General features: G+C 72.2%; 26 protein-coding genes and 1 tRNA gene. 15 read left to right on the top strand and 12 right to left on the bottom strand.

The window, feature by feature from the left end; translation table 11 throughout:
- Positions 1-103: 103 nt before the first annotated feature.
- The 3 genes from ABD236_RS33075 to ABD236_RS33065 all read left to right on the top strand — a co-directional run bounded on the left by ABD236_RS33075 (position 104) and on the right by ABD236_RS33065 (position 2654).
- Positions 104-1225: a sensor histidine kinase gene (locus ABD236_RS33075; protein WP_344081006.1), complete on the top strand. Its 1122-nt coding sequence runs from the start codon at positions 104-106 to the stop codon at positions 1223-1225.
- A gap of 25 nt (positions 1226-1250) precedes the next feature.
- Positions 1251-1877, top strand: coding sequence for a response regulator (locus ABD236_RS33070; protein ID WP_344081002.1), 627 nt, complete (start codon positions 1251-1253; stop codon positions 1875-1877).
- A 273-nt stretch (positions 1878-2150) separates the two neighbouring features.
- Positions 2151-2654: a hypothetical protein gene (locus ABD236_RS33065; protein WP_344080731.1), complete on the top strand. Its 504-nt coding sequence runs from the start codon at positions 2151-2153 to the stop codon at positions 2652-2654.
- Positions 2655-2695: 41 nt separating this feature from the next.
- On the opposite strand, the gene ABD236_RS33060 is transcribed toward ABD236_RS33065, so the two are convergent.
- On the bottom strand, positions 2696-3364 hold the full coding sequence (locus tag ABD236_RS33060; protein ID WP_344080728.1) for a pentapeptide repeat-containing protein: 669 nt from the start codon (positions 3362-3364) through the stop codon (positions 2696-2698).
- Between the two features lie 111 nt (positions 3365-3475).
- On the opposite strand from ABD236_RS33060, the gene ABD236_RS33055 reads away from it, so the two are divergent.
- From ABD236_RS33055 to ABD236_RS33030, 6 genes are all read left to right on the top strand, one after another.
- Positions 3476-4633, top strand: a complete 1158-nt coding sequence (locus ABD236_RS33055; RefSeq protein WP_344080726.1) for an FAD-dependent oxidoreductase — start codon at positions 3476-3478, stop codon at positions 4631-4633.
- Between the two features lie 138 nt (positions 4634-4771).
- A complete protein-coding gene (locus tag ABD236_RS33050; protein ID WP_344080723.1) occupies positions 4772-5779 on the top strand; it encodes a zinc-binding dehydrogenase in 1008 nt (335 codons plus the stop codon).
- 125 nt (positions 5780-5904) lie between these two features.
- Positions 5905-6147 carry a hypothetical protein gene (locus ABD236_RS33045; protein WP_344080720.1) on the top strand — a complete coding sequence of 81 codons (243 nt, stop codon included), beginning with the start codon at positions 5905-5907 and terminating at the stop codon, positions 6145-6147.
- The gene (locus ABD236_RS33040) at positions 6119-6640 is read left to right on the top strand and encodes a DUF6879 family protein (protein ID WP_344080717.1); all 522 of its coding nucleotides are present in this window, start codon (positions 6119-6121) and stop codon (positions 6638-6640) included. Before ABD236_RS33045 ends, ABD236_RS33040 begins: the two co-directional genes overlap by 29 nt.
- A gap of 28 nt (positions 6641-6668) precedes the next feature.
- Complete coding sequence (locus ABD236_RS33035; protein ID WP_344080714.1) at positions 6669-7520, top strand: helix-turn-helix domain-containing protein; 852 nt, start codon at positions 6669-6671, stop codon at positions 7518-7520.
- 88 nt (positions 7521-7608) lie between these two features.
- Positions 7609-7884: a hypothetical protein gene (locus ABD236_RS33030; RefSeq protein ID WP_344080711.1), complete on the top strand. Its 276-nt coding sequence runs from the start codon at positions 7609-7611 to the stop codon at positions 7882-7884.
- Here ABD236_RS33030 and ABD236_RS33025 read toward each other — a convergent pair.
- Together ABD236_RS33025 and ABD236_RS33020 are read right to left on the bottom strand one after the other, a co-directional pair.
- Positions 7836-8312 carry a GNAT family N-acetyltransferase gene (locus ABD236_RS33025; RefSeq protein ID WP_344080708.1) on the bottom strand — a complete coding sequence of 159 codons (477 nt, stop codon included), beginning with the start codon at positions 8310-8312 and terminating at the stop codon, positions 7836-7838. The two genes, ABD236_RS33030 and ABD236_RS33025, sit on opposite strands and share 49 nt — an antisense overlap.
- 73 nt (positions 8313-8385) lie before the next feature.
- Complete coding sequence (locus ABD236_RS33020; protein ID WP_344080705.1) at positions 8386-9273, bottom strand: aminoglycoside phosphotransferase family protein; 888 nt, start codon at positions 9271-9273, stop codon at positions 8386-8388.
- A 34-nt stretch (positions 9274-9307) separates the two neighbouring features.
- Between ABD236_RS33020 and ABD236_RS33015 the strand changes: the two genes are divergently transcribed.
- Complete coding sequence (locus tag ABD236_RS33015; protein ID WP_344080702.1) at positions 9308-9982, top strand: rhomboid-like protein; 675 nt, start codon at positions 9308-9310, stop codon at positions 9980-9982.
- Here ABD236_RS33015 and ABD236_RS33010 read toward each other — a convergent pair.
- A complete protein-coding gene (locus ABD236_RS33010) occupies positions 9960-10697 on the bottom strand; it encodes a DsbA family protein (protein WP_344080700.1) in 738 nt (245 codons plus the stop codon). The two genes, ABD236_RS33015 and ABD236_RS33010, sit on opposite strands and share 23 nt — an antisense overlap.
- Positions 10698-10909: 212 nt before the next feature.
- Here ABD236_RS33010 and ABD236_RS33005 point away from each other — a divergent pair, with 212 nt between their 5' ends.
- The gene (locus ABD236_RS33005) at positions 10910-12307 is read left to right on the top strand and encodes an NAD(P)/FAD-dependent oxidoreductase (RefSeq protein WP_344080697.1); all 1398 of its coding nucleotides are present in this window, start codon (positions 10910-10912) and stop codon (positions 12305-12307) included.
- 313 nt (positions 12308-12620) lie between these two features.
- Here ABD236_RS33005 and ABD236_RS33000 read toward each other — a convergent pair whose 3' ends face one another.
- Together ABD236_RS33000 and ABD236_RS32995 are read right to left on the bottom strand one after the other, a co-directional pair.
- On the bottom strand, positions 12621-14774 hold the full coding sequence (locus tag ABD236_RS33000) for a restriction endonuclease (RefSeq protein ID WP_344080695.1): 2154 nt from the start codon (positions 14772-14774) through the stop codon (positions 12621-12623).
- Between the two features lie 165 nt (positions 14775-14939).
- A tRNA-Thr gene (locus ABD236_RS32995) sits at positions 14940-15016 on the bottom strand.
- Between the two features lie 228 nt (positions 15017-15244).
- Here ABD236_RS32995 and ABD236_RS32990 point away from each other — a divergent pair.
- From ABD236_RS32990 to ABD236_RS32980, 3 genes are all read left to right on the top strand, one after another.
- Positions 15245-16381: an ABC transporter ATP-binding protein gene (locus ABD236_RS32990; RefSeq protein ID WP_344080692.1), complete on the top strand. Its 1137-nt coding sequence runs from the start codon at positions 15245-15247 to the stop codon at positions 16379-16381.
- A 225-nt stretch (positions 16382-16606) separates the two neighbouring features.
- On the top strand, positions 16607-17017 hold the full coding sequence (locus ABD236_RS32985) for a hypothetical protein (RefSeq protein ID WP_344080689.1): 411 nt from the start codon (positions 16607-16609) through the stop codon (positions 17015-17017).
- Positions 17018-17055: 38 nt separating this feature from the next.
- Positions 17056-17781: a nucleotidyltransferase family protein gene (locus tag ABD236_RS32980; protein ID WP_344080686.1), complete on the top strand. Its 726-nt coding sequence runs from the start codon at positions 17056-17058 to the stop codon at positions 17779-17781.
- 672 nt (positions 17782-18453) lie between these two features.
- Here the strand turns inward: ABD236_RS32980 and ABD236_RS32975 are convergent.
- The 6 genes from ABD236_RS32975 to ABD236_RS32950 form a co-directional block, all read right to left on the bottom strand.
- The gene (locus tag ABD236_RS32975) at positions 18454-20019 is read right to left on the bottom strand and encodes a DoxX family membrane protein (RefSeq protein ID WP_344080683.1); all 1566 of its coding nucleotides are present in this window, start codon (positions 20017-20019) and stop codon (positions 18454-18456) included.
- Positions 20020-20137: 118 nt separating this feature from the next.
- The gene (rlmB, locus tag ABD236_RS32970) at positions 20138-21097 is read right to left on the bottom strand and encodes a 23S rRNA (guanosine(2251)-2'-O)-methyltransferase RlmB (RefSeq protein ID WP_344080679.1); all 960 of its coding nucleotides are present in this window, start codon (positions 21095-21097) and stop codon (positions 20138-20140) included.
- Between the two features lie 119 nt (positions 21098-21216).
- Positions 21217-22617 carry a cysteine--tRNA ligase gene (cysS, locus tag ABD236_RS32965; RefSeq protein ID WP_344080676.1) on the bottom strand — a complete coding sequence of 467 codons (1401 nt, stop codon included), beginning with the start codon at positions 22615-22617 and terminating at the stop codon, positions 21217-21219.
- 145 nt (positions 22618-22762) lie between these two features.
- Positions 22763-23266, bottom strand: coding sequence for a 2-C-methyl-D-erythritol 2,4-cyclodiphosphate synthase (gene ispF / locus ABD236_RS32960; RefSeq protein WP_344080673.1), 504 nt, complete (start codon positions 23264-23266; stop codon positions 22763-22765).
- Entirely contained in the window at positions 23256-23993 is a 738-nt protein-coding gene (ispD, locus tag ABD236_RS32955; RefSeq protein WP_344080670.1) for a 2-C-methyl-D-erythritol 4-phosphate cytidylyltransferase, read from the bottom strand. The genes ispF and ispD overlap by 11 nt, the downstream gene beginning before the upstream one ends.
- A gap of 248 nt (positions 23994-24241) precedes the next feature.
- Positions 24242-24724 (bottom strand): CarD family transcriptional regulator, encoded by a 483-nt coding sequence (locus ABD236_RS32950; protein ID WP_003953493.1) that lies wholly within the window; start codon positions 24722-24724, stop codon positions 24242-24244.
- Positions 24725-25353: 629 nt separating this feature from the next.
- On the opposite strand from ABD236_RS32950, the gene ABD236_RS32945 reads away from it, so the two are divergent.
- Entirely contained in the window at positions 25354-26034 is a 681-nt protein-coding gene (locus ABD236_RS32945; RefSeq protein ID WP_344080667.1) for a copper chaperone PCu(A)C domain-containing protein, read from the top strand.
- The last annotated feature ends 117 nt before the right edge of the window (positions 26035-26151 follow it).

Raw genomic sequence — 26151 nt, 5'->3', positions numbered from 1 at the left:
ACGGATACATACGTACGCGCAGGTCAGGAGCCGGACAGTGGAGGCAGCGGCGGAGCGCCACACCGATCGGCCGGCGGCCGACGAGCGATGGCTGCCCGTCGTGATGCACGCGGCCTTCTTCCTGCTGCTCGGCGCCTCGCTCACGCGCTTCCTCATCCGCCATCCCGGCGACGGCCGCACCTCGTGGATCGTCGCGCTCTCGGCGGCGCTGGCCGCGCTGTACGTCCTCGGCCCCGCCCTGGGGTCGCGGCCCACGCCCCGGCGGCTGGGCTGGCTCGCGGCGGTGGTGGCGGTGTGGATGGTGCTGGTGGTGCTCGCGCCGAGCTTCTCGTGGTGCGCGGTGCCGCTGTTCTACACCGGGCTGCGGACCCTGCCGACGCGGGCGGCGCTGGTGCTGGTGGCGCTGCTGACGGCGTTCGTGGTGGCCGCGCAGCTGATGCTGGCCGAGGGGGTCGACCCCAACCTGGTGGTCGCGCCGCCCGCCGTGGCGGCCGTCGCCACCGCCGTCTTCGTCCAGATGCAGCGCCAGGGCGACCGCCAGCGGCTGCTCATCGACGACCTGATCCGCACCCGGCGCGAACTGGCCGACACCGAGCGGCGCGAGGGCACGCTCGCCGAGCGCCAGCGGCTGTCCATGGAGATCCACGACACGCTCGCCCAGGGCCTGTCCAGCCAGCAGATGCTGCTCCAGGCGTCCGAGCGGGTGTGGGAGTCCGACCCGGCGGCCGCCCGCCGCCACGTCCGCACGGCCGAGTCGATCGCCGAGCGCAACCTCGCTGAGGCCCGCCGCTTCGTCCACGACCTCGCCCCCGCGGAGCTGGCCACGGGCGGCAGCCTTCCAGAGGCCCTGCGGGCGCTGGCCGCGCGGGCGGCGACGGAGTCCGGCCTGGACGTACGGCTGCACGTCGACGGCACGCCCGTGCCGCTCCCCGACCGGGTGGAGTCCGCGCTGCTGCGGATCGCCCAGGGCGCGCTGGCGAACGTGACCGAACACGCCGGGGCGGCCACGGCGGCGCTCACCCTCACCTATCTGGGTGACCAGATCGTCCTGGACGTGGCGGACGACGGCCGCGGCTTCGTGGCCGTCGCCCCCCGGGAGGGCCGGGGCCACGGGCTGCCCGCGATACGGGCACGGGTGGCGCAGCTCGGCGGCAGCCTGACCGTGGAGTCGGCCCCCGGGGAGGGCGCGGTGCTGTCGGCGGCGATCCCGCTGGAGGAACGGTGACGGAGGAACGGTGACGGGAGGAACGGTGAGCGGTGTGGTGCGGATCCTGTTGTGCGACGACCACGCGGTCGTACGGGCCGGGCTGCTCGCGCTGCTCGGCAGCGAGCCCGACATCGAGGTGGTCGGGGAGGCGGGCAGCGGCGAGGAGGCGGTCGCGGCGGCGGCCAAGCTACGCCCCGACGTCGTCCTGATGGACCTCCAGCTCGGCCCGGGCATCGACGGCGTCGAGGCGACGCGGCGGATCGCGGGGACGGGGGTGCGGGTGCTCGTCCTGACCACGTACGACACGGACGCGGACATCACCCGGGCGATCGCGGCCGGGGCGACGGGGTACCTCCTGAAGGCCGAGCGCCCGGAGGAGCTCTTCGCCGCGATCCGCGCGGCGGCCCAGGGCCGCACGGCCCTCTCGCCCCCCGTGGCGAGCCGCGTGATGGAACGCATGCGGGGCACGAGCGGCCCCTCGCTCACCGACCGCGAACTGGACATCCTGGCGCAGCTGTCCCGGGGCCTGGGCAACCGCGAGATCGCCCGCGCACTGTTCATCAGCGAGGCAACGGTGAAGACGCATCTGGGCCGGATCTACGAGAAGTTGGGGGTGGAGACGCGGGCGGGGGCGGTGGCGGAGGGGAAGGAACGACGGCTGTTGTCCTGAGGTGTCCTGCCCCCACCCCGCCCCTTCCCTAAACCCTCCGGGGGTGGGCGGAGGCTGATCCCCGTCTCCCGAGGGCTACGCCCCCGGACCCCATTTGTCTGCTGCTGAGTGGGTGGCTGGTCGCGCAGTTCCCCGCGCCCCTGAAGGCCTGCGGCTGAGCTGGGTTCTCCGGCTGCGGGGGACTACCTAGGGGCGCGGGGAACTGCGCGAGCAGCCCACCACTCAGCCGCAGGCGAAGACCGGGCAAGCCCCCCGCCGTGGGACCATCGAGGTGTGCTCGACATCGGCTACTCCCTCTCCAACCGCTTCCCCGACCCCCCGCAGACCGACTACCGCCGCGCGGACGTCCACGCCCTGCGGCACGACCTCTTCTGCGGAGACGTCTACCTCGCCGACACCAAGGCGGACCGCGAGGTGTCCACAGCCTGGGGATGGGTGCCGGTGCTCGACTTCGCCTGGGCGCTCTGCGACACCGTGGAGGCGCTCGACCGCGACCCCCGGGGCAGCCGCTCCTCCCGGAGCCAGTACGCCGAGATCGACTTCACCGAGTCCACCGACCGCATGCTCTTCGAGCGACGCTTCGGGTGGGTGGACGTCGAGGCCGACTGGATGTCCTCCGACGAGCCCCCGATCACGTTCAGCCACCGGCTGCTGCGCCGCGAGGCCCGCGACTTCCTGCACGATCTGATCGCGGACCTCACCGACATGCACGACGACCTCGCCGAGAACCCGGTCATCTGGACCCTCCAGTCCCGCTTTCCCCGGATGACGGACTAGAAGGGCCGAAGGGGCAGCGGGCAAAGACCGAAGACCGGGCCCTACGCCACCACCCGCACCCCCACCTGCGCCGCGAACGCCGGTGCCAGGTCCACCAGCTGGGACGGGGTGATCACCGCGCCCGCCAGGCGGTCCACACCCCGGGCGATGTCCAGGAGCGCGGCGCCCCGCAGGTCCACGTCCTTCATCCGGGCCCCCGTGAAGTCCGCCCCGCGCAGCTCGCAGCCCACGAACGCCACCCGGTCCAGGCGCGCCGCGGCGAAGTCCGGCTCGGCCAGGACGACGTTCTCGAAGACCACGTCCCGCAGGTCCGTGTCGCGCAGATTGAGGTAGTCGATCTTTCCGCCGCGGATCAGGACCCGCTCCAGCACCGCGCCGTGCAGCTGCACACCGCCCATCCGGACGTCGTGGATCTCCACATCGCGCAGGGACGCGCGCGACAGGTCCGTCCCCACGCCCCGTACACCCGAGAGCACCGTGTCGATGAAGCGGGCGCCGGGCAGCCGGGTCTCGTCGAGCGCGCAGCCGAACACCCCGCAGTCCATGAAACGGGCGCCGGTGCCCTCCTGGCCGGAGAGGTCCAGGTTCCGGAACTCCAGGCCGTCGTAGTCACCCTCCGGTTCCAGTTCCGCCGGTCCGTGTGGTGACAGCGGGGGCAGCCGGACCTCCGGGCGCCGTACCGCCGTCACTTCGCTCGCCCTCTTCGCCATGACTCCATGCTGGACCACGCCACTGACAACCGCCCCACCCCTACCTGTCACATTCCACCCTCCTCTCTCCGTCTCTAACGATGAGTGCCCGCACAGCGACAGGAGAGCAGCATGGACCGGATCACCGTCATCGGCGGCGGCCTCGCCGGGCTCACCGCGGCCATCACCGCGGCCGAGTCCGGCGCCCGGGTGAACCTGTACGAGTCGCACCACACGCTGGGCGGACGCGCGCGTACCGCCGAGGGCCCGTACCTCACCAACGACGGTCCCCATGTGCTCTACAACGGCGGCCCGCACTGGGCGTGGCTCAAACGCCGGGGGCTGCTGGGCTCCGTCTCCTCCGTACCGCCGCTGGAGGCCGCCAGGTTCCGCTTCCACTGGGACGGCTCGCTGCGCCACACTCCGCCTCTGGCCCTGCTCAAGCTCGGCCGGCAGAGTCCGGAAACCGCCCCCGTGGACAGCGACTTCGCCTCCTGGGCCGCCGGGATCGTCGGCGCGAAGGCCGCCCGCGCCGCCGCCAACTACGCGGCCGTCGCCCTCTTCCACCACGACCCCGGCGCGCTCTCCGCCGCCTTCGTCCAGGAGCGGCTGCACCGCGCCCTGGCGCTGCCGCCCGAGGCGCGCTATCCGGTGGGCGGCTGGGGCGCGCTGGTCGAACGGATGGCCACGCGCGCGTGGGAGCTGGGGGTGCACGTGGAGACCACCGCGCGCGTGGACGCGCTTCCCGACGACCACGGGCCGGTGGTCATCGCCACGTCCCTGGAGGCGGCCCGTCGGCTGCTCGGCGACGACTCGCTGCACTGGACCAGCGGCCGCACCGTCCTGCTCGACGTGGGCCTCACCTCGCGCCGGGGCGACCCGTTCGTCGTCTCCGACCTGGAGACCCCGGGCTGGATCGAACGTTTCACCGCCGCCGGCCGCACCCTGGCCCCCGCCGGTCACCAACTGCTCCAGACCCAGTTCCCCATCGCCCCCCACGAGTCGAAGGCCGACGGCGTCGCGCGCGGGGAGCGGCTGCTGGACGCGGCGTTCGCGGGCTGGCGCCAGCGCCTCACCTGGCGCCGCGACGCGCTCGCGGCCGGGCGTACGGGCGCGGTGGACCTCCCCGGCACCACCTGGCGAGACCGCCCGGCGATCGACCGCGGCCACGGCGTGTTCCTCGCGGGCGACCAGGTGGCGGCCCCGGGCGTGCTCTCGGAGGTGGCCTTCGCGAGCGGCATCGAGGCGGCGTCACTGGCGGTACGGAGCCTGCGGCTGGCGGCGGCCTGAGCGGGCGGTCCGGGCGGGCGGTCCGGGCGGGCGATCCGGGCAGGCGATCCGGGCGGCGCTTGACCTCAAGCGGACTTCAGGTCGGAGAGTGGCGGCGTCCAGCCCTTCCGATCACCCGCGTCCGCAGGGAGCACCGCCATGCACGCCATTCGCCTCCACGCCTTCGGCCCGGCCGAGAACCTCACGTACGAGGAGACCGAGGACCCCGTGCCCGGTCCCGGGCAGGTGCGGATCGCGGTCGCGGCGGCCGGCGTGCATCTGCTCGACACGGCCCTGCGCGAGGGCATGACGGGCCCGTACCCGGCCAGGGCCGTGCTGCCCACGGTCCCCGGTCGCGAGGTCGCGGGCACGGTCGACGCGGTCGGCGAGGGCACCGACGACGGCTGGCTCGGCAAGCGGGTCGTCACCCACCTGGGCATGGCCCCCGGAGGTTACGCCGAACTCGCGGTCGCGGACGCCGCTCGCCTCCACGAGATCCCGGCGTCCCTCGACCCGGCCGAGGCGGTCGCGATGATCGGCACCGGCCGTACGACGATGGGCATCCTCCAGTTCACCGACATCGGCCCCGACACGGTGGCCCTGGTCCCCGCGGCCGCCGGCGGGATCGGGACGCTGCTGGTGCAGTACGTGAAGAACGCCGGCGGGAGGGTGGTGGGCCTCGCCGGGGGCCCGGCCAAGACGGCCCGCGTCCGTGCGAACGGCGCGGACCTGGCCGTCGACTACCTGCGCCCCGACTGGGCCGCCACCGTACGGGAGTTCCTCGGCGGCGACCGCCGCGCCACGGTCCTCTTCGACTCGGTCGGCGGCGCGACCGGCCGCACGGCGGTCGACCTCCTGGAGCCGGGCGGCCGGCACCTCGTGTTCGGCTGGTCGGGGGAGGGGCTGCACGACGGGGAGCCGCTGGCGTTCACGGAGGAGTACGTGAGGGAGCGCGCGATCACGTCGGAGAACGTCCTGGGCCCGGCCATGCTGTCCCGGGCCCCCGGCCCCGACCCGCTCCGCACACTGGAGACCCGCGCCCTGGCGGAGGCCGCGGCGGGCCGGCTGCGGCCGTCCGTACAGCGCTTCCCCCTGGCGGAGGCGGCGGCCGCGCACCGGGCGCTGGAGACGCGGGGGACGATGGGGAAGGTGGTGCTGGTTCCCTGACGGCCCGGGCGGGCCCGCCCGGCACGGCGCGCCAACCGCCTTACACCCGTGCGCCCTTGACGCGTGCCATGGCGCTCGCGATGTTCGTAGAACATCGTGGAACCGGCACAGCATGGAGGGCAGTCATGGCGCTACGGTTCATCGCCAAAGACCCGAACACCAACGGAACCCAGTGCCCGACGACGTGGGTGGACGACGAAGCGGAAGAGATCGTGGTTCAGGGCTGGAAGGCCGGGGAAGCGCTCCTGACACGGTGCCGCGAGACGGGTTCGCTCCCGGAGACGGAAGCGGTGGTGCGGGTGCCCATCCGTATGGTGCCCGCGTTGAGGGAGGCGTGCGATGTCGCAGAACGACTTGGCATTCGTTGATCTGCTCGCGCACACCCGCCATTCCGCCGTCCACCTGGAGATGCGGGACGGCTACGGGATCGGCGAGGAGGCAGCGGAGTTCGAGGCCTGGCGCGCCGGATGGCGGCCGGACCCGGATCCCGGTACCTGGTGGAACGACTTCCACACCTGGGTGCGGGATGCGACCGCACGCGGCGTGGCATTCCGCCGCGCACGTATCGTCTCGGAGCCGGTGAGCGAGTACATCGCGTACGAGTACGGATGCACGTACCAGAACGTGGCGGCGGGGGAGTCGGTCCGCTGGCTTCCCCGGCGTAGGGCGTCGGACATCGCTCTTCCCGGCAACGACTTCTGGCTGTTCGACGGGCACGTCGTCATGTGGAACCACTTCACCGGAACCGGCGCTTCGGCCGGGGCGGAGCTCGACGAACGGGCCGAGGCCGCGAAGCTCTGTGCGACCGCCTTCGAGGCCGTATGGGAACGCGCGACACCGCACGGCGACTACCGGATCTGACCGACCGACCTGACGGACTGATCAGCACATGCCCGCGCCCGCCCCGTCCAGCGTCGAGGACGCCCGCAAGCTCGTAGCCGACCGCCTGCGGGAGATCCGCCGCGACGCAGGGCTCAAAGGGCGCCAGGTGGCGACCAGTACGGGCTGGTATCCATCGAAGGTCTCCCGCCTGGAAAACGCGGTCACCCCGCCCTCCGACGACGACATCCGCGCCTGGTGCCGGGCTTGCGCGGCGGAGGACCAAGCGGTCGATCTGATCGCCGCCGCCCGCTCCGCGGACAACATGTACGTGGAGTGGCGGCGGGTCCAGCGAACGGGGCTGCGTCGACTCCAGGAGTGGTACATCCCGCTGTACGAGCGGACTCGGGTGTTCCGTACGTACTGCTGCAACGTCGTTCCCGGTGTGCTCCAAACCCACGCCTACGCGACGGCGTTGATGCGTTCCATCAGCCGGTTCCACGAGGCCCCCGACGATGTCGACGAGGCCGTCGAGGCGCGTCTGGACCGGTCGGCGCACGTGGTCCGGGAGGGCTCCCACCGCTTCGCCCTGGTGCTGGAGGAGTCGGTGCTGCGCCATCGCGTCGGCACCCCCGAGACGATGGCGGGGCAACTGGGCTATCTGCTGGCCGCGATGGCGTTTCCCTCCGTCTCCCTCGGCGTGATCCCGTTCTCGGCCGAGCGCCGCATGTGGATGATCGAGACGTTCACGGTCTACGACGAGGAACAGGCGGAGGCGGAACTCCTCACGGCCCGGGTGAACATCACCTCACCAGCCGAGATCCGCCAGTACCTCAAGGCGTTCGGCGAATTCTCCCGACTGGCCGTCTACGGGGCCGACGCCCGCGCATTGATCACCTCAGCCGTGGACGCGCTGAGGTGATCCGCGTAGAACTCCGTGGAACTTCCTTGGATACGGCACTGCCGCCTCCCTAGCGTGGACGTCATCCGGACCACGCGAGAGGGCGCACATGATCTCCATGGAGCAGTACAAGAGCACATTGGCCGAGGCCGAACACGTTGCCGCGCTGCTGCGCACGGCCCTCGCCCGCGAGGGGATCGCCGAGTGCGCGGCAGCGCGCGTGCGGCCCTTGGTCACCAGTGCCGGGCGCGGTCACGTGGAGCTCGGCACCCTGCGCGTAAGGGACGCGCAGCGGATCCTCGACGCCCTGGGCCGGGGCGGTGCCGCCGGTGAGGGTCAGCCGTCGGTGCCCAACTCCCGCAGTGCGGCATCCGCCAACCGGTAAACCGTCCACTCATCCTGCGGCCGAGCCCCCAGCGACTCATAGAACGCGATCGACGGCGCGTTCCAGTTCAGGACCGCCCACTCCAGGCGCCCATAGCCACGGCTCACGCAGATGCGGGCCAGTTCCGTCAGGAGGGCCTTGCCGTGGCCGCCGCCCCGGTATTCGGGGCGTACGTACAGGTCCTCCAGGTAGATGCCGTGCACCCCGCGCCACGTCGAGAAGTTGAGGAACCAGAGCGCGAAGCCCGCCGGTTCGCCGGTGTCGGTCTCGGCGATGTGCGCGTACGCCGCCGGGTGCTCGCCGAACAGGGCCTCGTGCAGCTGCTCCCGCGTCGCCAGCGCCTCGTCCAGGCACTTCTCGTACTCGGCCAGCTCGCGGACCATGGCGTGGATGACGGGGACGTCTTCGGGCGTCGCGGTACGAATCATGGCCGCAGGGTAACCGGGCGGGGGGCGTACCGGTCGTGGGTGTTCCGCTCCCCGGGACGGGGGCGGGAAGGACCTAGAGCGCCCAGGCCCGTACCGCCCGGCCCACCTCCACCTGTTCCGCCTCCAGCGGCTCCCCGTCCTCGATCTCCCAGAGGCAGTTCTGGAGCACACGGCCCAGGGTCCAGGCGCGCGCCCGGGCCCGGTCCAGGCCCATGACCTCGGTCAGCGCGTCGAAGCGCCAGCGCAGCTCCGCCGGGTCGTAGCGGTTGTCGAGGGCCGGGAGGAGTTCGAAGGCGGGGTCGCCGGCCAGCGGGGTGGGGTCGATGGCCAGCCAGGGCTCGCGGTCGGCGGCGACCACGTTCTCGTAGTGGAGGTCCCAGTGCAGGAGCCGGTCGCCGGGCTCGCCTGCGACCTCGCGGACCGCCGCCGCGCAGTCCAGCAGGAGGCGGCGCTCAGACGGGTCGGTGAGGGTGCGGACCGCGTCCGGGGTGTCGTCGAGCATCGCCGCGGCCACGTCTCCCAGACGGCGCAGCTCCGGCGGCGCCGGTACGGCGGTGAGGCGGGACAGCAGGCCCCCGATCACCAGCACCGCCTCCCGCGAGTCCGTCACCGACGTCAACAGGCGGGCGGAGTCCAGCCGTTCGAGCAGCATCGTGCCGGTCTCCGCGTCGTGCCGCAGCAGCCGCACCGCGCCCTCGCCGTCCCACGCCCGCAGCGCGACCGGCTCGCCCACGCTCTCCTCGTCCAGCAGCTGGAGCTTGAGGACCGCCGGGGTGCCGTCCTCGGCCGTGACGGGAAGCACCAGCGCGCACATGCCGTACATCGAGGGCCCGTCGAGCCGCAGCCCCCACCGGTCCAGGAACTCGGCCGCCCGGCCGGGCAGCTCCTCGATGAAGGCGCGGCCCGCCGGCCCGTGGAAGCGGGTCTGCGTGGCGATCAGCTCGTCCGGAATGTCGATCACCCCACCGACCCTACGCACATGGGTCAATCACCTCATGCGGTTTTTCTCCCGGAGGTCCGTGTCCCGGCCGTTCGCCCAGGTACGCCGGTACGTCCGCAGCGCCCCCGGCACGTACCTCTGGCTGGCGGTCCTGTTCGTCACCACCATCGCCCTGCACCACATGTCGCCGGAGTTCGAGGAGGACTTCCTGCGGCAGCGCTCCACCAACATCCACGAGCTGTCGACCAACCCGGTCCGGGTCCTGATCACCAGCGCCCTGTGGATCGACGGCGGCCACTGGCTGCCGTACGCCGTCCTGTACTCCGTCTTCCACGCGCAGGCCGAACGCTGGCTCGGCACCCTCCGCTGGTTCGCGGTCGTCGTCCTCGCACACGTCCTCGCCACCTACTTCAGCGAGGGCGCGCTGCTGTGGGCGGTGCACCACGACATCGCCCCGCCGTCGGCCGTCAACACCCTCGATGTCGGCGTGAGTTACGCCCTCGCGGGCGTCGTCGCAGTCCTGACCTACCGGATCGCGGCGCCCTGGCGGTACGTGTACCTCGTCTGCGTCCTCGTCCTGTACGGGACCCCGCTCCTGACCGGCCGCACCTTCACGGACCTGGGCCACTTCACGTCCGTCCTGGTCGGGCTCGCCTGCTTTCCGCTCGTACGGGGGCGGGGCGAGCCGTGGAATCCGGTGACGGCCGTCAGGAGATACCGGCGTCCTTGAGCACCTCGGCGAAGGCGTCCGCGTCGAGGATGGCCGAGCCGTCGCCCGCCGGGCGCTTGCCGTCGATCAGGACGGTCGGGCTGGAGTTCACCCCGGAGCCCTCGAAGGCCTTCTCGGCGGAGGCGACCCAGCCCTTGTACGTGTTCTCGCGCACCGCCTTGTCGAAGGCGGCACCGCGCAGGCCCGGCACCTTGTCCGCGATCCTCAGCAGGTTGTCGGCGGTGTAGCCGTCGCTGCTCTCGTCCTCGGGCTGGCTGGCGAAGAGCGCCGCGTGGTACTCGGCGAACCTGCCCGCGTCCACCGAGGCTCGCAGCGCGCCCGCCGCCCGGGCCGAACCGCCGCCGCCGAGGTTGCGGTCGAGGAAGGAGGCGAGCGTGTAGCGGATCTTGACCTTGCCCCGCGCGGCGAGCTCGGCGAGCGGCACCGCGCCGGACGCCTCGAACTTGGCGCAGTACGGGCAGCGCGGATCCTCGTACACGGTCACGGTGTGCGCGGCCGACGGGCTGCCGACGACGATTTCCGCACCTTCCGCCTTGGCGGGGAGCTTGGCGAGGGTGGAGGCGTGCGGCGCCGCCTTCACGGCCAGGCCGACCGGCTCGGAGGAGCTGGACCCCGTCCCCGAGGAGCACGCGGCGACCGGCACGCCGAGCGCCCCGGCGAGCGCGAGCGCCACCGCCATACGGCGGACCTTGCGTGCGGACGTACGTCCCGTCATACGAGTCAGCTCTCCCGAGATGTCAGCGTGGCTGGCAGCTTGGCTACCCCACCAAATCTGCCCATAGTGACGCTAATTGCCCTGCCGAGCGGTCCGGGCCGCCGAAGGTCCCCACCGGCAGGGCCGAAGGTCCCGTGCCACCCGGCGCGGATTCCGTAGCTGCGGATTCCGCCTCTGGACAGGCCCCACCGGGCGGTGTACCAACAAGCCCCATGAGCACGCGGACGATCAACGGCGGCATCTCCTTCTGGTACGCGCAGGACGGCATCCCGACCCCACGCGAGCCCCTGACCGGCGACGCGACGGCGGACGTCGTCATCGTGGGCGGCGGCTACACGGGGCTGTGGACGGCGTACTACCTCAAGAAGGCCGTCCCCTTCCTCAACATCACCGTGCTGGAGGCCCGCTTCTGCGGCTACGGCGCCTCCGGCCGCAACGGCGGCTGGCTCTACAACGGCATCGCGGGCCGCGACCGGTACGCGAAGCTGCACGGGCACGAGGCCGCCGTACGCCTCCAGCGGGCCATGAACGACACGGTTGCGGAGGTCGTCCGGGTGGCCGCCGAGGAGTCGATCGACGCGGACGTCCACCAGGGCGGCGTGCTCGAAGTCGCCTACACGCCCGCCCAGTTGAGCCGCCTCAAGGCCTTCCACGAGGCGGAGCTCGCCTTCGGGGAGAAGGACCGGCTGCTGCTCGGGGCCCGGGAGAGCGCCGAGCGGATCCGGGTGGCCGGGGCCGTCGGCTCCGCCTGGACCCCGCACGGCGCCCGTATCCACCCCGTCAAGCTGGTCAAGGGCCTGGCGGCGGCGGTGGAGGCGCTGGGCGTACGGGTCCACGAGTCGACCCCGGTGACCGAGATCCGCCCCAAGCACGCGGTCACTCCGTACGGCACGGTCCGCGCGCCGTACGTCCTGCGCTGCACCGAGGGCTTCACCGCGTCGCTGAAGGGCCAGCGCCGCACCTGGCTGCCGATGAACTCCTCGATGATCGCCACGGAGCCGCTGCCGGACGCGCTGTGGGAGACGATCGGCTGGGAGGGCCGCGAGACGCTGGGCGACATGGCGCACGCGTACATGTACGCGCAGCGCACCGCCGACGGCCGGATCGCGCTCGGCGGGCGCGGGGTGCCGTACCGCTTCGGCTCGCGCACCGACAACGACGGACGTACGCAGCCGGAGACGATCGAGGCCCTGCGCGACATCCTGATCCGCTTCTTCCCGCAGCTCGCCGGGGTCGCGGTGACGCACGCCTGGTCGGGGGTGCTGGGGGTGCCGCGCGACTGGTGCGCCACGGTGACACTGGACCGCTCCACGGGTCTGGGCTGGGCGGGCGGCTACGTCGGCTCGGGCGTGGCCACCGCGAACCTGGCCGCCCGCACCCTGCGCGACCTGGTCCAACAGGACTCCGGCGTCCAGTCCGGCCGCACCGACCTGACCACCCTGCCCTGGGTGAACCACAAGGTCCGCCGCTGGGAGCCGGAGCCGTTGCGGTGGCTGGGCGTGCGGGGCATGTACGCGGCGTACCGCGAGGCGGACCGCCGCGAGCTGTCCACGCACGCGGCGTCGACGAACCGGATCGCGGTGGCGGCGGACCGGGTGGCGGGACGCTGAGTCTGTGCCCGGCCTTTGTCTGCGGGGGTTCTGGCCCGGAGTTTGTCTGCGGGTGAGTGGGTGGCTGGTCGCGCAGTTCCCCGCGCCCCTTAGGGGGTCGGGCGTAGCCGGAGACGCTGGCTCGGCCGCGGGCGTCGGCGGGTGCCGCAGCCTTCGGACCCTGCTCAGCCACCGGCTTTTAGGGGCGCGGGGAACTGCGCGAGCAACCGACCACCGGCCCGCAGACAAAGTCCGGGCACAAGAAGGGGCGCGGGGAACTGCGCGACCAGCCCACCACCCAGCCGCAGACAAGGTCCGGGCAAATCATGGGGGCCTACTCCACCTCGATCCCGAAGTCCCCCACCAGCTCCTCCAACCCTCCCCGATACCCCTTCCCCCCGACCACGAAGTCCCAGTCGCCCCCCGCCCGCCGCCGGAACGACCCCAGCACCAGGGCCGTTTCGCCGGCTCGGCCGTCCGAGACCTCCAGGCGGTCCAGTTCCGTTCCCGCCGCGTCGCGCAGGCGGATGCCCGCGTCGGTGAAGCCGGAGAGGTCCGCGGAGGGGTTCGCCTCGGGGTCGACGGAGGCCACCAGGACCAGGCGGTCCGCACGGGGCGGCAGGGCGTCGAACGCCACTCGGACCGCCGCGCGGTCGCCCAGTGCGCCCGGCACCATCCGTACCGAACCCCCGGGTATCTCCCGGTTGTTGAAGAACACGAAGTGGTCGTCGTCCAGCACCCGGCTCCCCGCGCACACCAGCGCGCACACGTCCAGGACGACCGACCCGGTCCAGGTCATCCCCAGGACGTTGAAGTCCGCATCGAGCTCCGCGTCCAGGGACGAATCGGCGTCGGCGCCGGAGTCGGCGTCCGCCCCCGCGCCCTGTGGGCCCGCCGGCACGTCCACCAGCGTCCCCGCCGGGCCCCGCCCGGGCCGCTCCCCCAGCCGCCCCCGCAACCCGCACGCGTGCAGCAGGTCCACCAGCTCCGCCCCGGACACCAGGGTCAGCGGCTTGCCCTGGGCGAAGGCGTACGAGCCGGGGCCGAAGCCCGAGGTCGTCACCAGGACGCCCTTGTTGGCGCCGGCGCCCTGGACCGTGCCGTACAGGTCCCGGACAGCCGTCGGCGGCACCGTGTTGCGGTAGCGCTTGACCTGGACGATGATCCGGCCGCCGCTGATCGGGTCGGGGTCCACCGCCTCCACGTCCACGCCGCCGTCGTTGGAACGCTGCGTGGTCACCGCGTCCATCCCCCGTGCCCGGAACAACTCCGCCACCAGGGACTCGAATGCGATCGGGTCCATGACGAACAGGTCCGGTTCCGGCGCCTCGTTCGCGCCATGGGTGATCACGCCCGTGCCCACCTCGTCGGGGCGGCGCACCGGGCGTACCGCCGCCCGCTGGTCGGGGCGGGCCGACAACTGGCCCCGTACCGCCTCCGTCAGGCAGTCCACCGCGCTCACCTGCGCCAGCCGCAGCCCCTGGAACGTGGCCCTGTCCACCATCAGCGCCGCCAGGACGATCTCCGCCCGGCGGCCCGTCGCCGGGTCCACGTCGTCCACGAAGCCGTTGAGCGCCACCGACTCCAGTACGCCGGACTCGTCCGCCGCGAACAGGTCCCGCACCACCAGCAGCACGCTCTGCGCCAGCGCGTCCCGGTACAGCGCGCGCCGCTGGGAGACCGGGCGGGCGGACTCGCGCTCCTCGTCCGTACTGGCCACGTACCGTACGGACTTGGCCGCCGGGACCACGTCGAAGGCGGGCAGCTCCCAGTCGAGCACCAGCTGCCGGGCGCCGCGGTCGTACGCGCAGGACAGCCGGCGGGGAAAGCCCTCGGGCCACGCGGAGCCCGCGTACAAGGCCGCCGAGAAGTACTCGACGACCGCCTCCGGCTCGCCCGCCCGCAGACCCGCCACCAGGTCGGCCACGCCCGCGTTGTGGGCCCGGACCTCCGCGAGCCGCGTCCGCGCCCAGGACTCGTACCGCTCCCGGTAGTCGGCGAGCCGGCGGCGGCGTTCGGTCTCGGCCAGCTGGGCCGCGTCCCAGTCGCGCTGGTAGGCGGCCTGGGCCTCCTGCTGGGCGCGGCGGCCGCCGGGCCAGCCGCCCTGGGCCTGGTAGCGCGCCGGATCGGGCATCGCCACCGGCTGCCCCAGCGCCCCCGGCGAGAACGGCTCCACGCTCTCCGGCTGCGTCATCGCCGCCGTACGGAACGCGGGCTGCGCGCACCCCGCCGCCAGCAGCCCGGTCAGCTCCTCCACGCGCGCGTCCAGCTCGCGCGTGCGCTGCCGGGCGTCCGCCTCGCGGCTCTGCCGGTAGGCCGCCTGCTGCTCACGGTGGACCCGGGCGGCGTCCCGCTCGTACTCCCGCTGCTGCTGCTCGCGCCGGCGCTGCTGCTGGAGGGCCGCCCGGTGCTGGGCCTCCTGCTGACGCTGCTGCTCCCGCTGCGCCTGGGCCCACACCCCGACCAGCCCGCTGGAACGACGACTCATACGGCTCCCCGGCCCCTCTCCCCGCACACCCCGTAGAACACACCGCACACCCCGTGAAACACCCCGCACCGCAGGAAGCGCCTCTCGGACCCCTCGAAGCACCCCTGGAAACACAATTGTCCCGGACCAGGAAGGTCCGGGACACGGTGTTACGCGGTGTTTCGGTGGAGCCGCCTGTCGGAATCGAACCGACGACCTCAAGATTACAAGTCAAGCGCTCTAGCCAACTGAGCTAAGGCGGCAGCGCGTGCGCTCGGCACCCGTCACGCGAGGGCGCCCCCAGCCTGCGGGGGCTCCCTCACTCTACACAGAGCACGATCGGGGGCTCCAGGAAGTTCCCCTCTCCCGCCTGCTGACAGATCGGACATCGCCGGGTAGCGTCTCGTGCAGCCCACCCAGGTGGACTACACCACTTCTCCCTCTACTCGGATCGTCCGGCACGTTCCTGCCGGTGAAGGGACAGGTCTCCCATGGCCACTGTCACGTTCGACAAGGCGACCCGGATCTACCCGGGCTCCACCAAGCCCGCGGTCGACGGGCTCGAGATCGAGATCGAGGACGGCGAGTTCCTCGTCCTCGTCGGCCCCTCGGGCTGCGGAAAGTCCACCTCCCTGCGGATGCTCGCGGGCCTGGAGGACGTCAACGGCGGAGCCATCCGCATCGGTGACCGCGATGTCACCCACCTCCCGCCGAAGGACCGGGACATCGCCATGGTGTTCCAGAACTACGCGCTCTACCCGCACATGACCGTCGCCGACAACATGGGCTTCGCGCTCAAGATCGCCGGGGTCAACAAGGCGGAGATCCGCAAGAAGGTCGAGGAGGCGGCGAAGATCCTCGACCTCACCGAGTACCTGGACCGCAAGCCCAAGGCCCTCTCCGGCGGTCAGCGCCAGCGGGTGGCGATGGGCCGCGCGATCGTCCGCGAGCCGCAGGTCTTCCTCATGGACGAGCCGCTCTCCAACCTGGACGCCAAGCTCCGCGTCTCCACCCGTACGCAGATCGCCTCGCTCCAGCGACGCCTCGGCATCACCACGGTGTACGTCACCCACGACCAGGTCGAGGCCATGACCATGGGCGACCGGGTGGCGGTCCTCAAGGACGGGCTGCTCCAGCAGGTCGACTCGCCGCGCAACATGTACGACCGCCCGGCCAACCTCTTCGTCGCGGGCTTCATCGGCTCCCCCGCCATGAACCTCGTCGAGGTCCCGATCACCGACGGCGGCGTGAAGTTCGGCAACAGCGTCGTCCCGGTGAGCCGCGAGGCGCTGTCCGCCGCGGCCGACAAGGGCGACCGCACGGTGACGGTCGGCGTCCGCCCCGAGCACTTCGACATCGTGGAGCTGGGCGGCGGCGTGGCGAAGTCCCTCTCCAAGGACTCCGACGCCGAGCCGGCGGGCCTCGCGGTCACGGTGAACGTGGTGGAGGAGCTCGGCGCCGACGGTTACGTGTACGGCACGGCCGAGGTCGGCGGCGAGCAGAAGGACCTCGTGGTCCGGGTCAACGGCCGCTCGGTCCCGGAGAAGGGCACCCAGCTCCACGTGGTCCCGCGCCCCGGCGAGACGCATGTCTTCTCGACCTCGACCGGCGAGCGCCTCAGCGACTGACGTACGGCGGCACGTCAGCCGGCCCCGCACCCACCTACCGGGGTGCGGGGCTCTTCCTTTCGCGCAGGTTTCCCGGGCCCCCGGGGGGCTGTCGACAAATACCCCGGCAGACCGGCCATTTCGAACTGCGTTCGTCAACACGGGATTCGAAACGCCGCCTCGAACCATCCCCCGACCGGGTGACTAAATGTCGCCAAATCATTACCCCCCGCTACGCTCGCCTCCGTGACGCACACAGCCCGCCGAATCGGCCGCACCCTAGCTCTCGTCCTGCCCGTCGTCCTCGTCCTCTCCGGGACGCTCGCGGTCACCCGGGTCAACTGGGCCGGGACCAGCGACTCGCAGCTGCTGACCGCCTCCTCCGAGGACGTCTCCGTACGCGCGAAGCCGCGGGCCCCGCAGGACCTCCTGCGCGACGCGCTCCTCGTCGAACTCCAGGAGAAGGACCCCGGGACCGCCCTCACCCACCTCCAGCGCGAGGTGGAGCGACGCCCCTCCCTCGCCCAGCACTGCATGTCGATCGCGCGTGCCCTGGGCCGGGCCGCCGTGGAGCAGTACGGCCCCGCCAAGGCGCAGTCGTACTCGCGCCCCGTCTGCGACACCTCCTTCGCCTCGGGCGTGGCCCAGGAGTCCTGAGCGGCTACGGCTCCGCCGTACCGCATATCGTTCACCGCATGACTGCGAGCACGACTTCGACCTTCCCGACGCAGGCCGTGGTCCTGGCGGGCGGCCAGGGCTCACGACTGCGTCCGTACACCGACGACCGCCCCAAGCCGATGGTCGAGATCCCGGGCACCGGGACCCCGATCATCGGCCATCAGCTCGCCTGGCTGGCCGCGGAGGGCGTCACCGACGCCGTGATCTCCTGCGGCCATCTCGCAGGTGTGCTCCAGGAGTGGCTGGACTCGGCGGAACTGCCGCTGCGCGTCACGACGGTGGTCGAGGGCGAGCCGCTGGGGCGGGGTGGCGGGCTCAAGTACGCCGCCGCGCACCTGCCGCACCCCGATCAGCCGTGGTACGCCACGAACGGTGACATCTGGACACGGTTCTCCCTGCGGGAGATGGCGTCCTTCCACGGGGAGCGCGACGCCACGGCCACGCTGGCGCTGGCCCGTCCCCGTATCCCGTGGGGCGCGGTCGAGACGGACGCCTTCGGCCACATCACGGACTTCATCGAGTCGCCGCCCTCGCCGTATCTGATCAACGCGGGGGTGTACGTGTTCTCCTCGGCGTTCACGGCGCTGCTGCCGGACCGGGGGGACCACGAGCGCACCACGTTCCCGCGCCTGGCCCGCGAGCGCCGCCTGGCCGGGTACCCGCTGCCGCACGGGGCGTACTGGCGGGCCATCGACACGGCGAAGGACCTGACGGAGGCGGCGAAGGAACTGTCGTCCCCGTAAGCCCCTTTACTCCGGGGCTGCGCCCCGAGCCCCCGTTCCGTCTGCGGCCCGTGGCCGACTGGCCGCGCAGTTCCCCGCGCCCCCTTTTGCGCCCGGTCTTCGTCTGCGGGCCGGTGGCCGGTTGCTCGCGCAGTTCCCCGCGCCCCTTCAGGGCCCGGTCCTTGTCTGCAGGTCGTGGCCGCTTCTCGCGCAGTTCCCCGCGCCCCTAAAGGCCTGTGGCTGAGCGGGGTTGCCGTCGCTCGTGGAGGTCGCCCAAGGCCTGTGGCTGAGCGGGGTTGTTGTCGCTCGTGGAGGTCGCCCAAGGCCTGTGGCTGAGCTGGCTTGTCCGGCTGCGGCGGGCCGCCTGAGGGGCGCGGGGAACTGCGCGAGAAGCGGCCGCCGGTCCGCAGACGAGCGAGGCTTCCAGGGGCGCGGGGAACTGCGCGAGCAACCGGTCGCGGTCCGCAGACGAGCGAGGCTTCCAGGGGCGCGGGGAACTGCGCGAGCAACCGGTCGCGGTCCGCAGACGAGCGAGGCTTCCAGGGGCGCGGGGAACTGCGCGAGGAGCGGCCGCCGGTCCGCAGGTGAAACGGGGGGTCCGGGGGCGTAGCCCCCGGGTGAGACGGCTCCGCCCCTCCCCCCACCCCCGGAGGGTTTAGGGAAGGGGCGGGGTGGGGGGCAAACCCCGGGCAACTACCCCAGCAGGCCACCGATCGGGTTCCGATTCCCTGTCGACGAGCCCCCCGACCCTCCCGACGGAGTCGACGAACCCCCCGTCGACGTCGGCCCGGAGCTCGTCGACGGCGGAGCCGCCGGCGCGGACCGGTGGCGGGTCGGCGGCGCCTTGTGCCCCGTCGTCCCCTGGGACGTCTGGCTAGGCACACCCCCCACCGCCCCCGACTCCCGTACCGGCTTGGACGCCGCCTTCTTCGACGGCTTCACGGACGGCTTGGCCGAGCCGCTGACGGACGGCTTCGGGGAGGGCCGGCGGGCCGCGGGCGAGTGCGGCGCGGGCGCCAGCGGGGTGCCGGGGAGGTAGTTGGTGGGGTCGGAGTTCGGACCCGGCACCGTCACCATCTCCGTGGAGCGGACCGCCCCGCCGAGCAGCGACCCGATCAGCAGCGTCAGTCCGACGACGACCGTCGCCATCACCGTCCCCCGCCGCAGCACCCGCCGTCGCAGCTCCCACAGCGTCGAGCGCGGGCCGAGACGGCGCCAGGCCTCGCCGGAGAGGCGGGCGTCCAGGGAGTAGACGGGAGCGCCCGCCGTGATCAGGGGGGACCAGGCGGCGAGGTAGATGAAGTCCGGCGCGTCGTACGCCGGGACCGTCTGCCAGCTCACCGTCAGCAGCAGGGCCGCGGAGAGCAGCGCCCCGAAGACCGCCGCGACCCGCTGCCACAGGCCCAGCATGGTCAGCACGCCCACCACGATCTGGAGGAAGGCCACCGACAGGCCCGCCCCGACCGGGTGCTGGAGCGCGAAGGCGCGCAGCGGCTCGGCCAGCGCCCACGGGTGGAGCGAGTTCAGCCACTTCATCATCGAGCCGCGCTCGCCGCCGTCGAAGTAGACGGGGTCGCAGAGCTTGCCCATCCCCGCGTAGACGGAGATGAAGCCGAGGAAGACGCGCAGCGGGAGCAGGACCACGCCGAGGTTCATCCGGCGGCCGGGGTAGTACGCGTGCCGCACCTGGTCCGCGCCGTGCCGCTGGCCGCGCGGCCCGGAGCCGTCGGGGCCTTCGGGGCCCTCGGGGCCGTCCGCGCCGTCGGGGCCCTCGTCGCCGTAGCCGCGCTCGAACGCGTCGAAGTCGCCGTCCCCGTACGCCCCTTGGCGCACCGCCTGGAGCAGGGCCGTCTCGGCGCCGGCCGCGGAGTCCGCGAGCGGGGCGCGCGGGGCGACCACGACCGGCGTCGGCATGGTGTCCTCGTCGACGCGCGGGATGACCTGGGTGGTGCCCACGTCGAGCGCCTCGGCCGACGCCGCCGGCGCGTCCAGGCCGCGCACCGCCTGCAACAGGCCGGTCGCCCCGGGCGCCGCCCGGCCGCTCCACACCACCGGGGCCCGGCGGCGGGCCGCTCCCGGGGTGCCCGGCACCCGCGCCGGGTCCCTCAGCGGTCGCTTCGACTGGGCCTTCGGGGCGAAGTGCACCCGGAAACTGGCGTGGTTGACGATGACCTGCGCCGGGTCGGAGTCCACCTTGACCATACTGAGGGCAGGCTGATCGTCGAACCCGGGCCGGGGCGTTCTGGTGTCCACACTCATCTAACCGAGTGATGGAGGTTTAGGACACTGCCTTGACGAGGGGGATCTGTCCGAGGCCCGTCAAGATCACCTACTCCGGACGGGCGTCGGACACCGGGAGCGCGTGGCGCCGGGCGGCTCAGCCCTTGCGGCGGCGCGCCGCCTCGTACAGCACGATGCCCGCCGCGACACCGGCGTTCAGCGACTCGGCGCCACCCGGCATCGAGATCCGCACCCGGTAGTCGCAGGTCTCGCCGACCAGGCGGCCCAGGCCCTTGCCCTCGCTGCCGATGACGATGACGACCGGACCGGCCAGCGCCTCCAGCTGCTCGACCGTGTGCTCGCCGTCGGCGGCGAGGCCCACGACCGTGACACCGGCCTTCTTGTAGTCCTCCAGGGCGCGGGTCAGGTTGGTGACGCGCGAGACCGGCGTACGGGCGGCGGTGCCCGCCGAGGACTTCCAGGCGCCGGCCGTCATCCCGGCCGCGCGGCGCTCCGGCACGACCACGCCGTGGCCGCCGAAGGCGGAGGTGGAGCGGACGATGGCGCCGAGGTTGCGCGGGTCGGTGACGCCGTCAAGGGCGACGATCAGCGGCTCGTCGTGGTTGTCGTACGCGGCCTCCAGGAGGTCCTGCGGGTGCGCGTACTCGTACGGCGGGACCTGGAGGACCAGGCCCTGGTGGTTGAGCCCGTTGGTCATCCGGTCGAGCTCGGCGCGCGGGGCCTCCATCAGGTTGATGTTGCCGCGCTCGCCCGCGAGCTGGAGCGCGTCGCGCACCCGCTCGTCGTTCTCGATGTACTGCTGCACATACAGCGTGGTCGCCGGGACGCCGTCGCGCAGCGCCTCGAAGACCGGGTTGCGGCCGACGACCATCTCGGAGGTGCCCTTGGGGCCGCCGCGGCGCGGAGCCGGGCGGCGGGTCGCCGCCTGCTTGGCCCGGGCGGTGGCGATGCGGTTCTTCTTGTGCTTCTTGCGGTCCTCGGCCTTGGGCGTGGGGCCCTTGCCCTCGAGACCCCTGCGCCGCTGGCCACCGCTGCCGACCGTCGCGCCCTTCTTGTTGGACGTGCGGCGGTTCCTGCGCTGGCTGTTCCCGGCCATGACCTACCTGTTTCCGTGATTTAGCGACCTACGGGCCGTCGCTGCGTCCGTGGGTCCTGCGTACGTACGTATATGAAGTGTGCCGCCCGGGCGCCCGGGCGGCACATCGCGCTGCCCCGTCAGCGGGGGCCGAGGGTCCAGCGGGGGCCGCTGGGGCTGTCCTCGATGACCAGGCCGGACTGGGTCAGCTGGTCGCGGATGGCGTCGGCGGTGGCCCAGTCCTTGCGGGCGCGGGCCGCCTCGCGCTGCTCCAGCACCAGCCGGACGAGCGTGTCGACGGCGCCGTGCAGCTCCTCGCCGCGGTCGGCCTCGCCCGCCCAGTGGGCGTCCAGCGGGTCGAGCCCGAGGACACCGAGCATGGCCCGGACCTCGGCGAGCCGGGCGATGGCCTCTTCCTTGTCGTCGGCGGCCAGCGCGCTGTTGCCCTGGCGGACCGTGGTGTGGACGATCGCGAGCGCCTGCGGGACGCCGAGGTCGTCGTCCATCGCCTCGGCGAACGCGGGCGGCACCTGGGCGGCGGGCTCGACCGTGCCCCCCGCCTTCTCGACCACGCGCTGGCAGAAGCCCTCGATGCGCGCGAAGGCGGACTCCGCCTCGCGCAGCGCCTCCTCGCTGTACTCGATCATCGAGCGGTAGTGCGGGGTGCCGAGGTAGTAGCGCAGCACGATCGGGCGCCAGTGCTTGAGCATCTCGGAGACGAGGACCGAGTTGCCGAGCGACTTGGACATCTTCTCGCCGGACAGGGTCACCCAGGCGTTGTGCATCCAGTACGCGGCGAAGGCGTCACCGAAGGCCTTGGCCTGGGCGATCTCGTTCTCGTGGTGCGGGAAGATCAGGTCGAGCCCGCCGCCGTGGATGTCGAAGGCCTCGCCCAGGTACTTGTGCGCCATGGCGGAGCACTCCAGGTGCCAGCCCGGCCGCCCGCGGCCCCAGGGGGTCTCCCAGTCGGGCTCGCCGGGCTTGGAGGCCTTCCACATGGCGAAGTCGCGGGGGTCGCGCTTGCCGGTGATGCCTTCCTCGGCGGGCTGCTGGAGGTTGTCGAGCTCCTGGTTGGAGAGCGAGAGGTACTCGGGGTACGAGCGGACGTCGAAGTAGACGCTGCCGTCCGCCTCGTAGGCGTGACCGCGCTCGATCAGGCCGCGCATCATCTCGATCATCTCGGTGATGTGGCCGGTGGCGCGCGGTTCGTACGTGGGCGGCAGGCAACCCAGCGCGTTGTAGCCGTCGTTGAAGGCGCGCTCGTTCTCGTACCCGATGGACCACCACGGACGGCCCTGGTCGGCCGACTTGCGGATGATCTTGTCGTCGATGTCGGTGACGTTCCGGACGAAGGTCACGTCGTAGCCGCGGTACGTGAACCAGCGGCGCAGCATGTCGAAGTTGAGATAGGAGCGGACGTGCCCGATGTGCGGCGGCGCCTGGACGGTCGCGCCACAGAGGTAGATCGAGACACAGCCCGGCACGAGCGGGGTGAAGTCGCGGATCTGCCGGGCGCTGGTGTCGTACAGGCGAATAGTCACCACACCAGGGTAGTGGCCCCGTAGCAGTGCCCCGCGACCCTTCGTCCACGGGGCACCGAAGTGTGACAGAAGCTTTTCCGGCGGGCCCGGCCGGCGGTTTCGGCGGCCGACGCGGCGGCCGCTCGGGGCGCCCGCCGGAACGTGTTCATCCGGTTCGGTACACCAGCGCCGTGGCGATCGCGGCGAGGCCGTCGCCCCGGCCGGGGAAGCCCAGGCCGTCGGTGGTGGCGCCGGAGACCGAGACCGGCGCGCCGACCGCGTCCGAGAGCACCTTCTGGGCCTCGTCGCGCCGCTTGCCGATCTTGGGGCGGGGGCCGACGACCTGGACGGCCACGTTGCCGATGCCGAAGCCCTCGGCCCGCACGATCCGGGCCGCCTCGGTGAGCAGGGTGACACCGGAGGCGCCGGACCACTCGGGGCGGCCGGTGCCGAAGTGGGCGCCGAGGTCGCCGAGGCCCGCCGCCGAGAACAGCGCGTTGCAGGCGGCGTGGGCGACCACGTCGGCGTCGGAGTGGCCCGCGAGGCCGGGGCCCTCGCCCTCCCAGAGCAGGCCCGCGCACCACAGCTCGCGGCCCTCCTCGAAGGCGTGGATGTCGGTGCCGATGCCGACCTGCGGGATCACCGGCGCCGGAGGCGTCTCAGAAGCCATCGTTCGCCCTCCTGCGGGCCAGGACCGCCTCGGCCAGCACCAGGTCCAGCGGCCGGGTGACCTTGAAGGCCTCCTCGTGGCCGGGGACGACCACGACCTTCAGGCCGAGCCGCTCGACCATGGAGGCGTCGTCCGTGACCTCGCCGGTGACGCTCTCATGGGCGCGCGCCAGCGTGGCGTGGTCGAAGCCCTGCGGGGTCTGGACGGCGCGCAGCCGGGACCGGTCGGGCGTGGCGAGCACCGGCTCGGGGGTGCCGTCGGTATGCGGCTCGACCTCCTTGACGGTGTCGGCGAGCGGCAGCGCGGGGACGACGGCCGGGGCCCCGTCCCGTACCGCCTCGATCACCGCGTCGACGGTGTCGACCGGCACCAGCGGGCGGGCCGCGTCGTGGACGAGGACCACGTCGATGCCGGGCGGCAGGGCCGCCAGGCCCAGCCGCACGGACTCCTGGCGGCTGTCGCCCCCGGGCACCACGACGAAGTCGGTCCGCTCCGGCAGCGCGTGCTCGGCCAGCAGGTTCTTGACCTCGGTGGCGCCGTCGGGCGGGGCCACGACGACCACGAGCGAGACGGCGCGGGAGGCGGCCATCGCCCGTACGGCGTGAATGAGCATGGGCGTGCCGTTCAGCGCGCGGAGCGCCTTGGGGGCGCCCGGGCCGAGCCGCACACCGCGGCCGGCCGCCGGAATCACGGCTGCGGTGCGGAAAACGCGCGTTTCCTCAGACAAGGTTTGTGTCCTTCGGCGACATGGGTATGGCCTCAGCAAGCTGGGCGCGACGCCCCTGACCGGCCCCTTCCGTGACGACCGGTCGGGCGCACCACCCGGCCCGGCACGCCGCTGCGGGTGCCGTGGTGACGAATGATGTCCGAACATGCCGCAGCGCCCGGCGACACAGCAGTAGGGTCACTGCTGGTCAGCGGGCACCGCGGCAATTGCTGGTCCTCCGGGAGGCGAAGCCCCCGGACTCTCCAGTGTCAGGACGCGAGAACCTCGTCGAGGAGGGCCTCGGCCTTGTCTTCGTTGGTGTTCTCAGCGAGTGCGAGCTCGCTCACCAGGATCTGGCGCGCCTTGGCGAGCATGCGCTTCTCACCTGCGGAGAGTCCGCGCTCGCGCTCACGACGCCACAGGTCGCGCACCACTTCGGCGACCTTGATGACATCGCCGGAGGCGAGCTTCTCGAGATTTGCCTTGTAGCGACGGGACCAGTTCGTGGGCTCTTCCGCATACGGTGCCCGCAGCACCTCGAAGACCCGGTCCAGCCCGTCCTGCCCGACCACATCGCGTACGCCTACGAACTCCGCATTGTCCGCGGGCACGCGCACCGTCAAGTCGCCCTGGGCGACCTTGAGCACCAAGTAGGTCTTGTCCACGCCTTTGATCTGGCGAGTTTCGATGGCCTCGATCAGCGCGGCCCCGTGATGGGGATAGACCACGGTGTCGCCAACCTTGAACGTCATGTGACAGGTACCCCTTCCGTGGCTATCCAGGGTAACACGAGAACAGCCTGTTCTGAATGGCGTTTTCGCAGGTCAGGGCATATCTCGGGGCTTGACAACAGCAACAGGAACGTGCTGCGGAGGGCTCACGGAAGGGGGTATTCGCAGGTCGGAGCGGCTGTTCGGGGGCAGGGAAACATGCCCGTCACACCTTCCGCAACCCCCTCCAGTTGGTCTGAACGTCCCGTTTTGTCGGGTTCCAAGCGGTGAACTTCCACTGCTCCGTTCGGTGATCGGTCACCCGTTCGGCGGGACTGCGATTTTTTCGTGAATTGATCAACGGATGCGGGCGGGGAGGTTTTCGGTAAGGAATACGTGGCGGTCCGGGGAATTGATCACCGGGGATATGTGAACGGCGCGGGAAACGCCGAGATCAGAGTGGGTGCGGAGGCCTCGGCGGGGTGGAGGGGGCGGTTCCGGGGACGGGCGCGGGGGGTGCGCGCGCCACGGCGCGCGGGTCCTGGCGCGGCGCGCCCGCGCACTGGGGCGGGTCGGGTGCGGGCTCCCGGAGACGGCTCGGTAACCTAAGCCAGCTGACACAGACTTAGCTGTCCTTTAGATGTCCTTACGTCCAAGGAGTTGCCGCCGCCGTGAGCCGCAGCCTTCGACGCGGCGCCCTCGCCGCCTCTGCCATCGCGTTCTCGCTCGCCTCCCTCGCCGCCTGCTCGGCCGGCAACGACGCGCAGACGCTCGAAGTGAAGCCGGACAACGCCGCCGTCAAGGTCGGCGACATCAAGATCCAGAACGCGACCGTGCTGACCCAGCCGAAGGCGGACGCCGCCGGTCCGGCCGTCATCACCGCGGCGATCTTCAACAACGGCGACAAGCCGCAGACGCTCGACGCGATCAAGCTCGCGTCCTCCGGCGCCACGGTGAAGCTCTCCCCCGGCAAGGGCCAGACCGGACTGACCGTCCCCGCGCACGGCTCGCTGGTCATCGGCGGCAAGGACAACGCGTCCGCCGTGGTCGAGAACGGCAAGGAGGCCGCCAAGAACGGCGACGCCCAGCGGGTCACCTTCCAGCTGAGCAAGGCCGGCGACGTGACGCTGCGCGCCTTCGTGGTCCCCGCGACCAGCTACTTCGAGGGCTACGGCCCCAGCGACCTCCCCAAGCCCCCGGTGGCTCCCGGCGAGCCGGGCACGAGCACCTCGCCGAGCGCCACCACGAAGCCGGGCGCACCCGCCGGCGGCAAGCCCTCGGGCAAGCCGTCCGGCACCCCGGCCAAGGGCGGCAAGCCGTCGGGCAGCGCGAGCACGGGCGCGGAGCACTGAGTTACGCGTCATCAAGGCACGGCGTACTGACGTACCCGTCCTACGAGGAGGGGCCCCGGACAGCAGTCCGGGGCCCCTCCTCGTTCACGCGGCGCGTGTTCCGCGGCACCGCGCTCT

It is taken from the genome of Streptomyces crystallinus (assembly GCF_039521265.1).
GTDB classification, from domain to species: Bacteria; Actinomycetota; Actinomycetes; order Streptomycetales; family Streptomycetaceae; genus Streptomyces; species Streptomyces crystallinus.
This window is presented reverse-complemented; position numbering and strand designations above follow the sequence as displayed.

Bases quoted from the DNA above. Each gene is read 5' to 3' on its own strand.
- ABD236_RS33000 (WP_344080695.1), bottom strand. From the start codon at position 14,774: ATGAGTCGTCGTTCCAGCGGGCTGGTCGGGGTGTGGGCCCAGGCGCAG.
- ABD236_RS33050 (WP_344080723.1), top strand. From the start codon at position 4,772: ATGCACGCCATTCGCCTCCACGCCTTCGGCCCGGCCGAGAACCTCACG.
- ABD236_RS33040 (WP_344080717.1), top strand. From the start codon at position 6,119: ATGTCGCAGAACGACTTGGCATTCGTTGATCTGCTCGCGCACACCCGC.
- ABD236_RS33060 (WP_344080728.1), bottom strand. From the start codon at position 3,364: ATGGCGAAGAGGGCGAGCGAAGTGACGGCGGTACGGCGCCCGGAGGTC.
- ABD236_RS32950 (WP_003953493.1), bottom strand. From the start codon at position 24,724: ATGACGTTCAAGGTTGGCGACACCGTGGTCTATCCCCATCACGGGGCC.
- ABD236_RS32980 (WP_344080686.1), top strand. From the start codon at position 17,056: ATGACTGCGAGCACGACTTCGACCTTCCCGACGCAGGCCGTGGTCCTG.
- ABD236_RS33075 (WP_344081006.1), top strand. From the start codon at position 104: ATGCACGCGGCCTTCTTCCTGCTGCTCGGCGCCTCGCTCACGCGCTTC.
- rlmB (WP_344080679.1), bottom strand. From the start codon at position 21,097: ATGGCCGGGAACAGCCAGCGCAGGAACCGCCGCACGTCCAACAAGAAG.
- ABD236_RS33030 (WP_344080711.1), top strand. From the start codon at position 7,609: ATGATCTCCATGGAGCAGTACAAGAGCACATTGGCCGAGGCCGAACAC.
- ABD236_RS33015 (WP_344080702.1), top strand. From the start codon at position 9,308: ATGCGGTTTTTCTCCCGGAGGTCCGTGTCCCGGCCGTTCGCCCAGGTA.
- ABD236_RS32990 (WP_344080692.1), top strand. From the start codon at position 15,245: ATGGCCACTGTCACGTTCGACAAGGCGACCCGGATCTACCCGGGCTCC.
- ABD236_RS33010 (WP_344080700.1), bottom strand. From the start codon at position 10,697: ATGACGGGACGTACGTCCGCACGCAAGGTCCGCCGTATGGCGGTGGCG.
- ABD236_RS33055 (WP_344080726.1), top strand. From the start codon at position 3,476: ATGGACCGGATCACCGTCATCGGCGGCGGCCTCGCCGGGCTCACCGCG.
- ABD236_RS33005 (WP_344080697.1), top strand. From the start codon at position 10,910: ATGAGCACGCGGACGATCAACGGCGGCATCTCCTTCTGGTACGCGCAG.
- ABD236_RS33035 (WP_344080714.1), top strand. From the start codon at position 6,669: ATGCCCGCGCCCGCCCCGTCCAGCGTCGAGGACGCCCGCAAGCTCGTA.
- ABD236_RS33025 (WP_344080708.1), bottom strand. From the start codon at position 8,312: ATGATTCGTACCGCGACGCCCGAAGACGTCCCCGTCATCCACGCCATG.
- ispF (WP_344080673.1), bottom strand. From the start codon at position 23,266: ATGGCTTCTGAGACGCCTCCGGCGCCGGTGATCCCGCAGGTCGGCATC.
- ABD236_RS33045 (WP_344080720.1), top strand. From the start codon at position 5,905: ATGGCGCTACGGTTCATCGCCAAAGACCCGAACACCAACGGAACCCAG.
- ABD236_RS32975 (WP_344080683.1), bottom strand. From the start codon at position 20,019: ATGAGTGTGGACACCAGAACGCCCCGGCCCGGGTTCGACGATCAGCCT.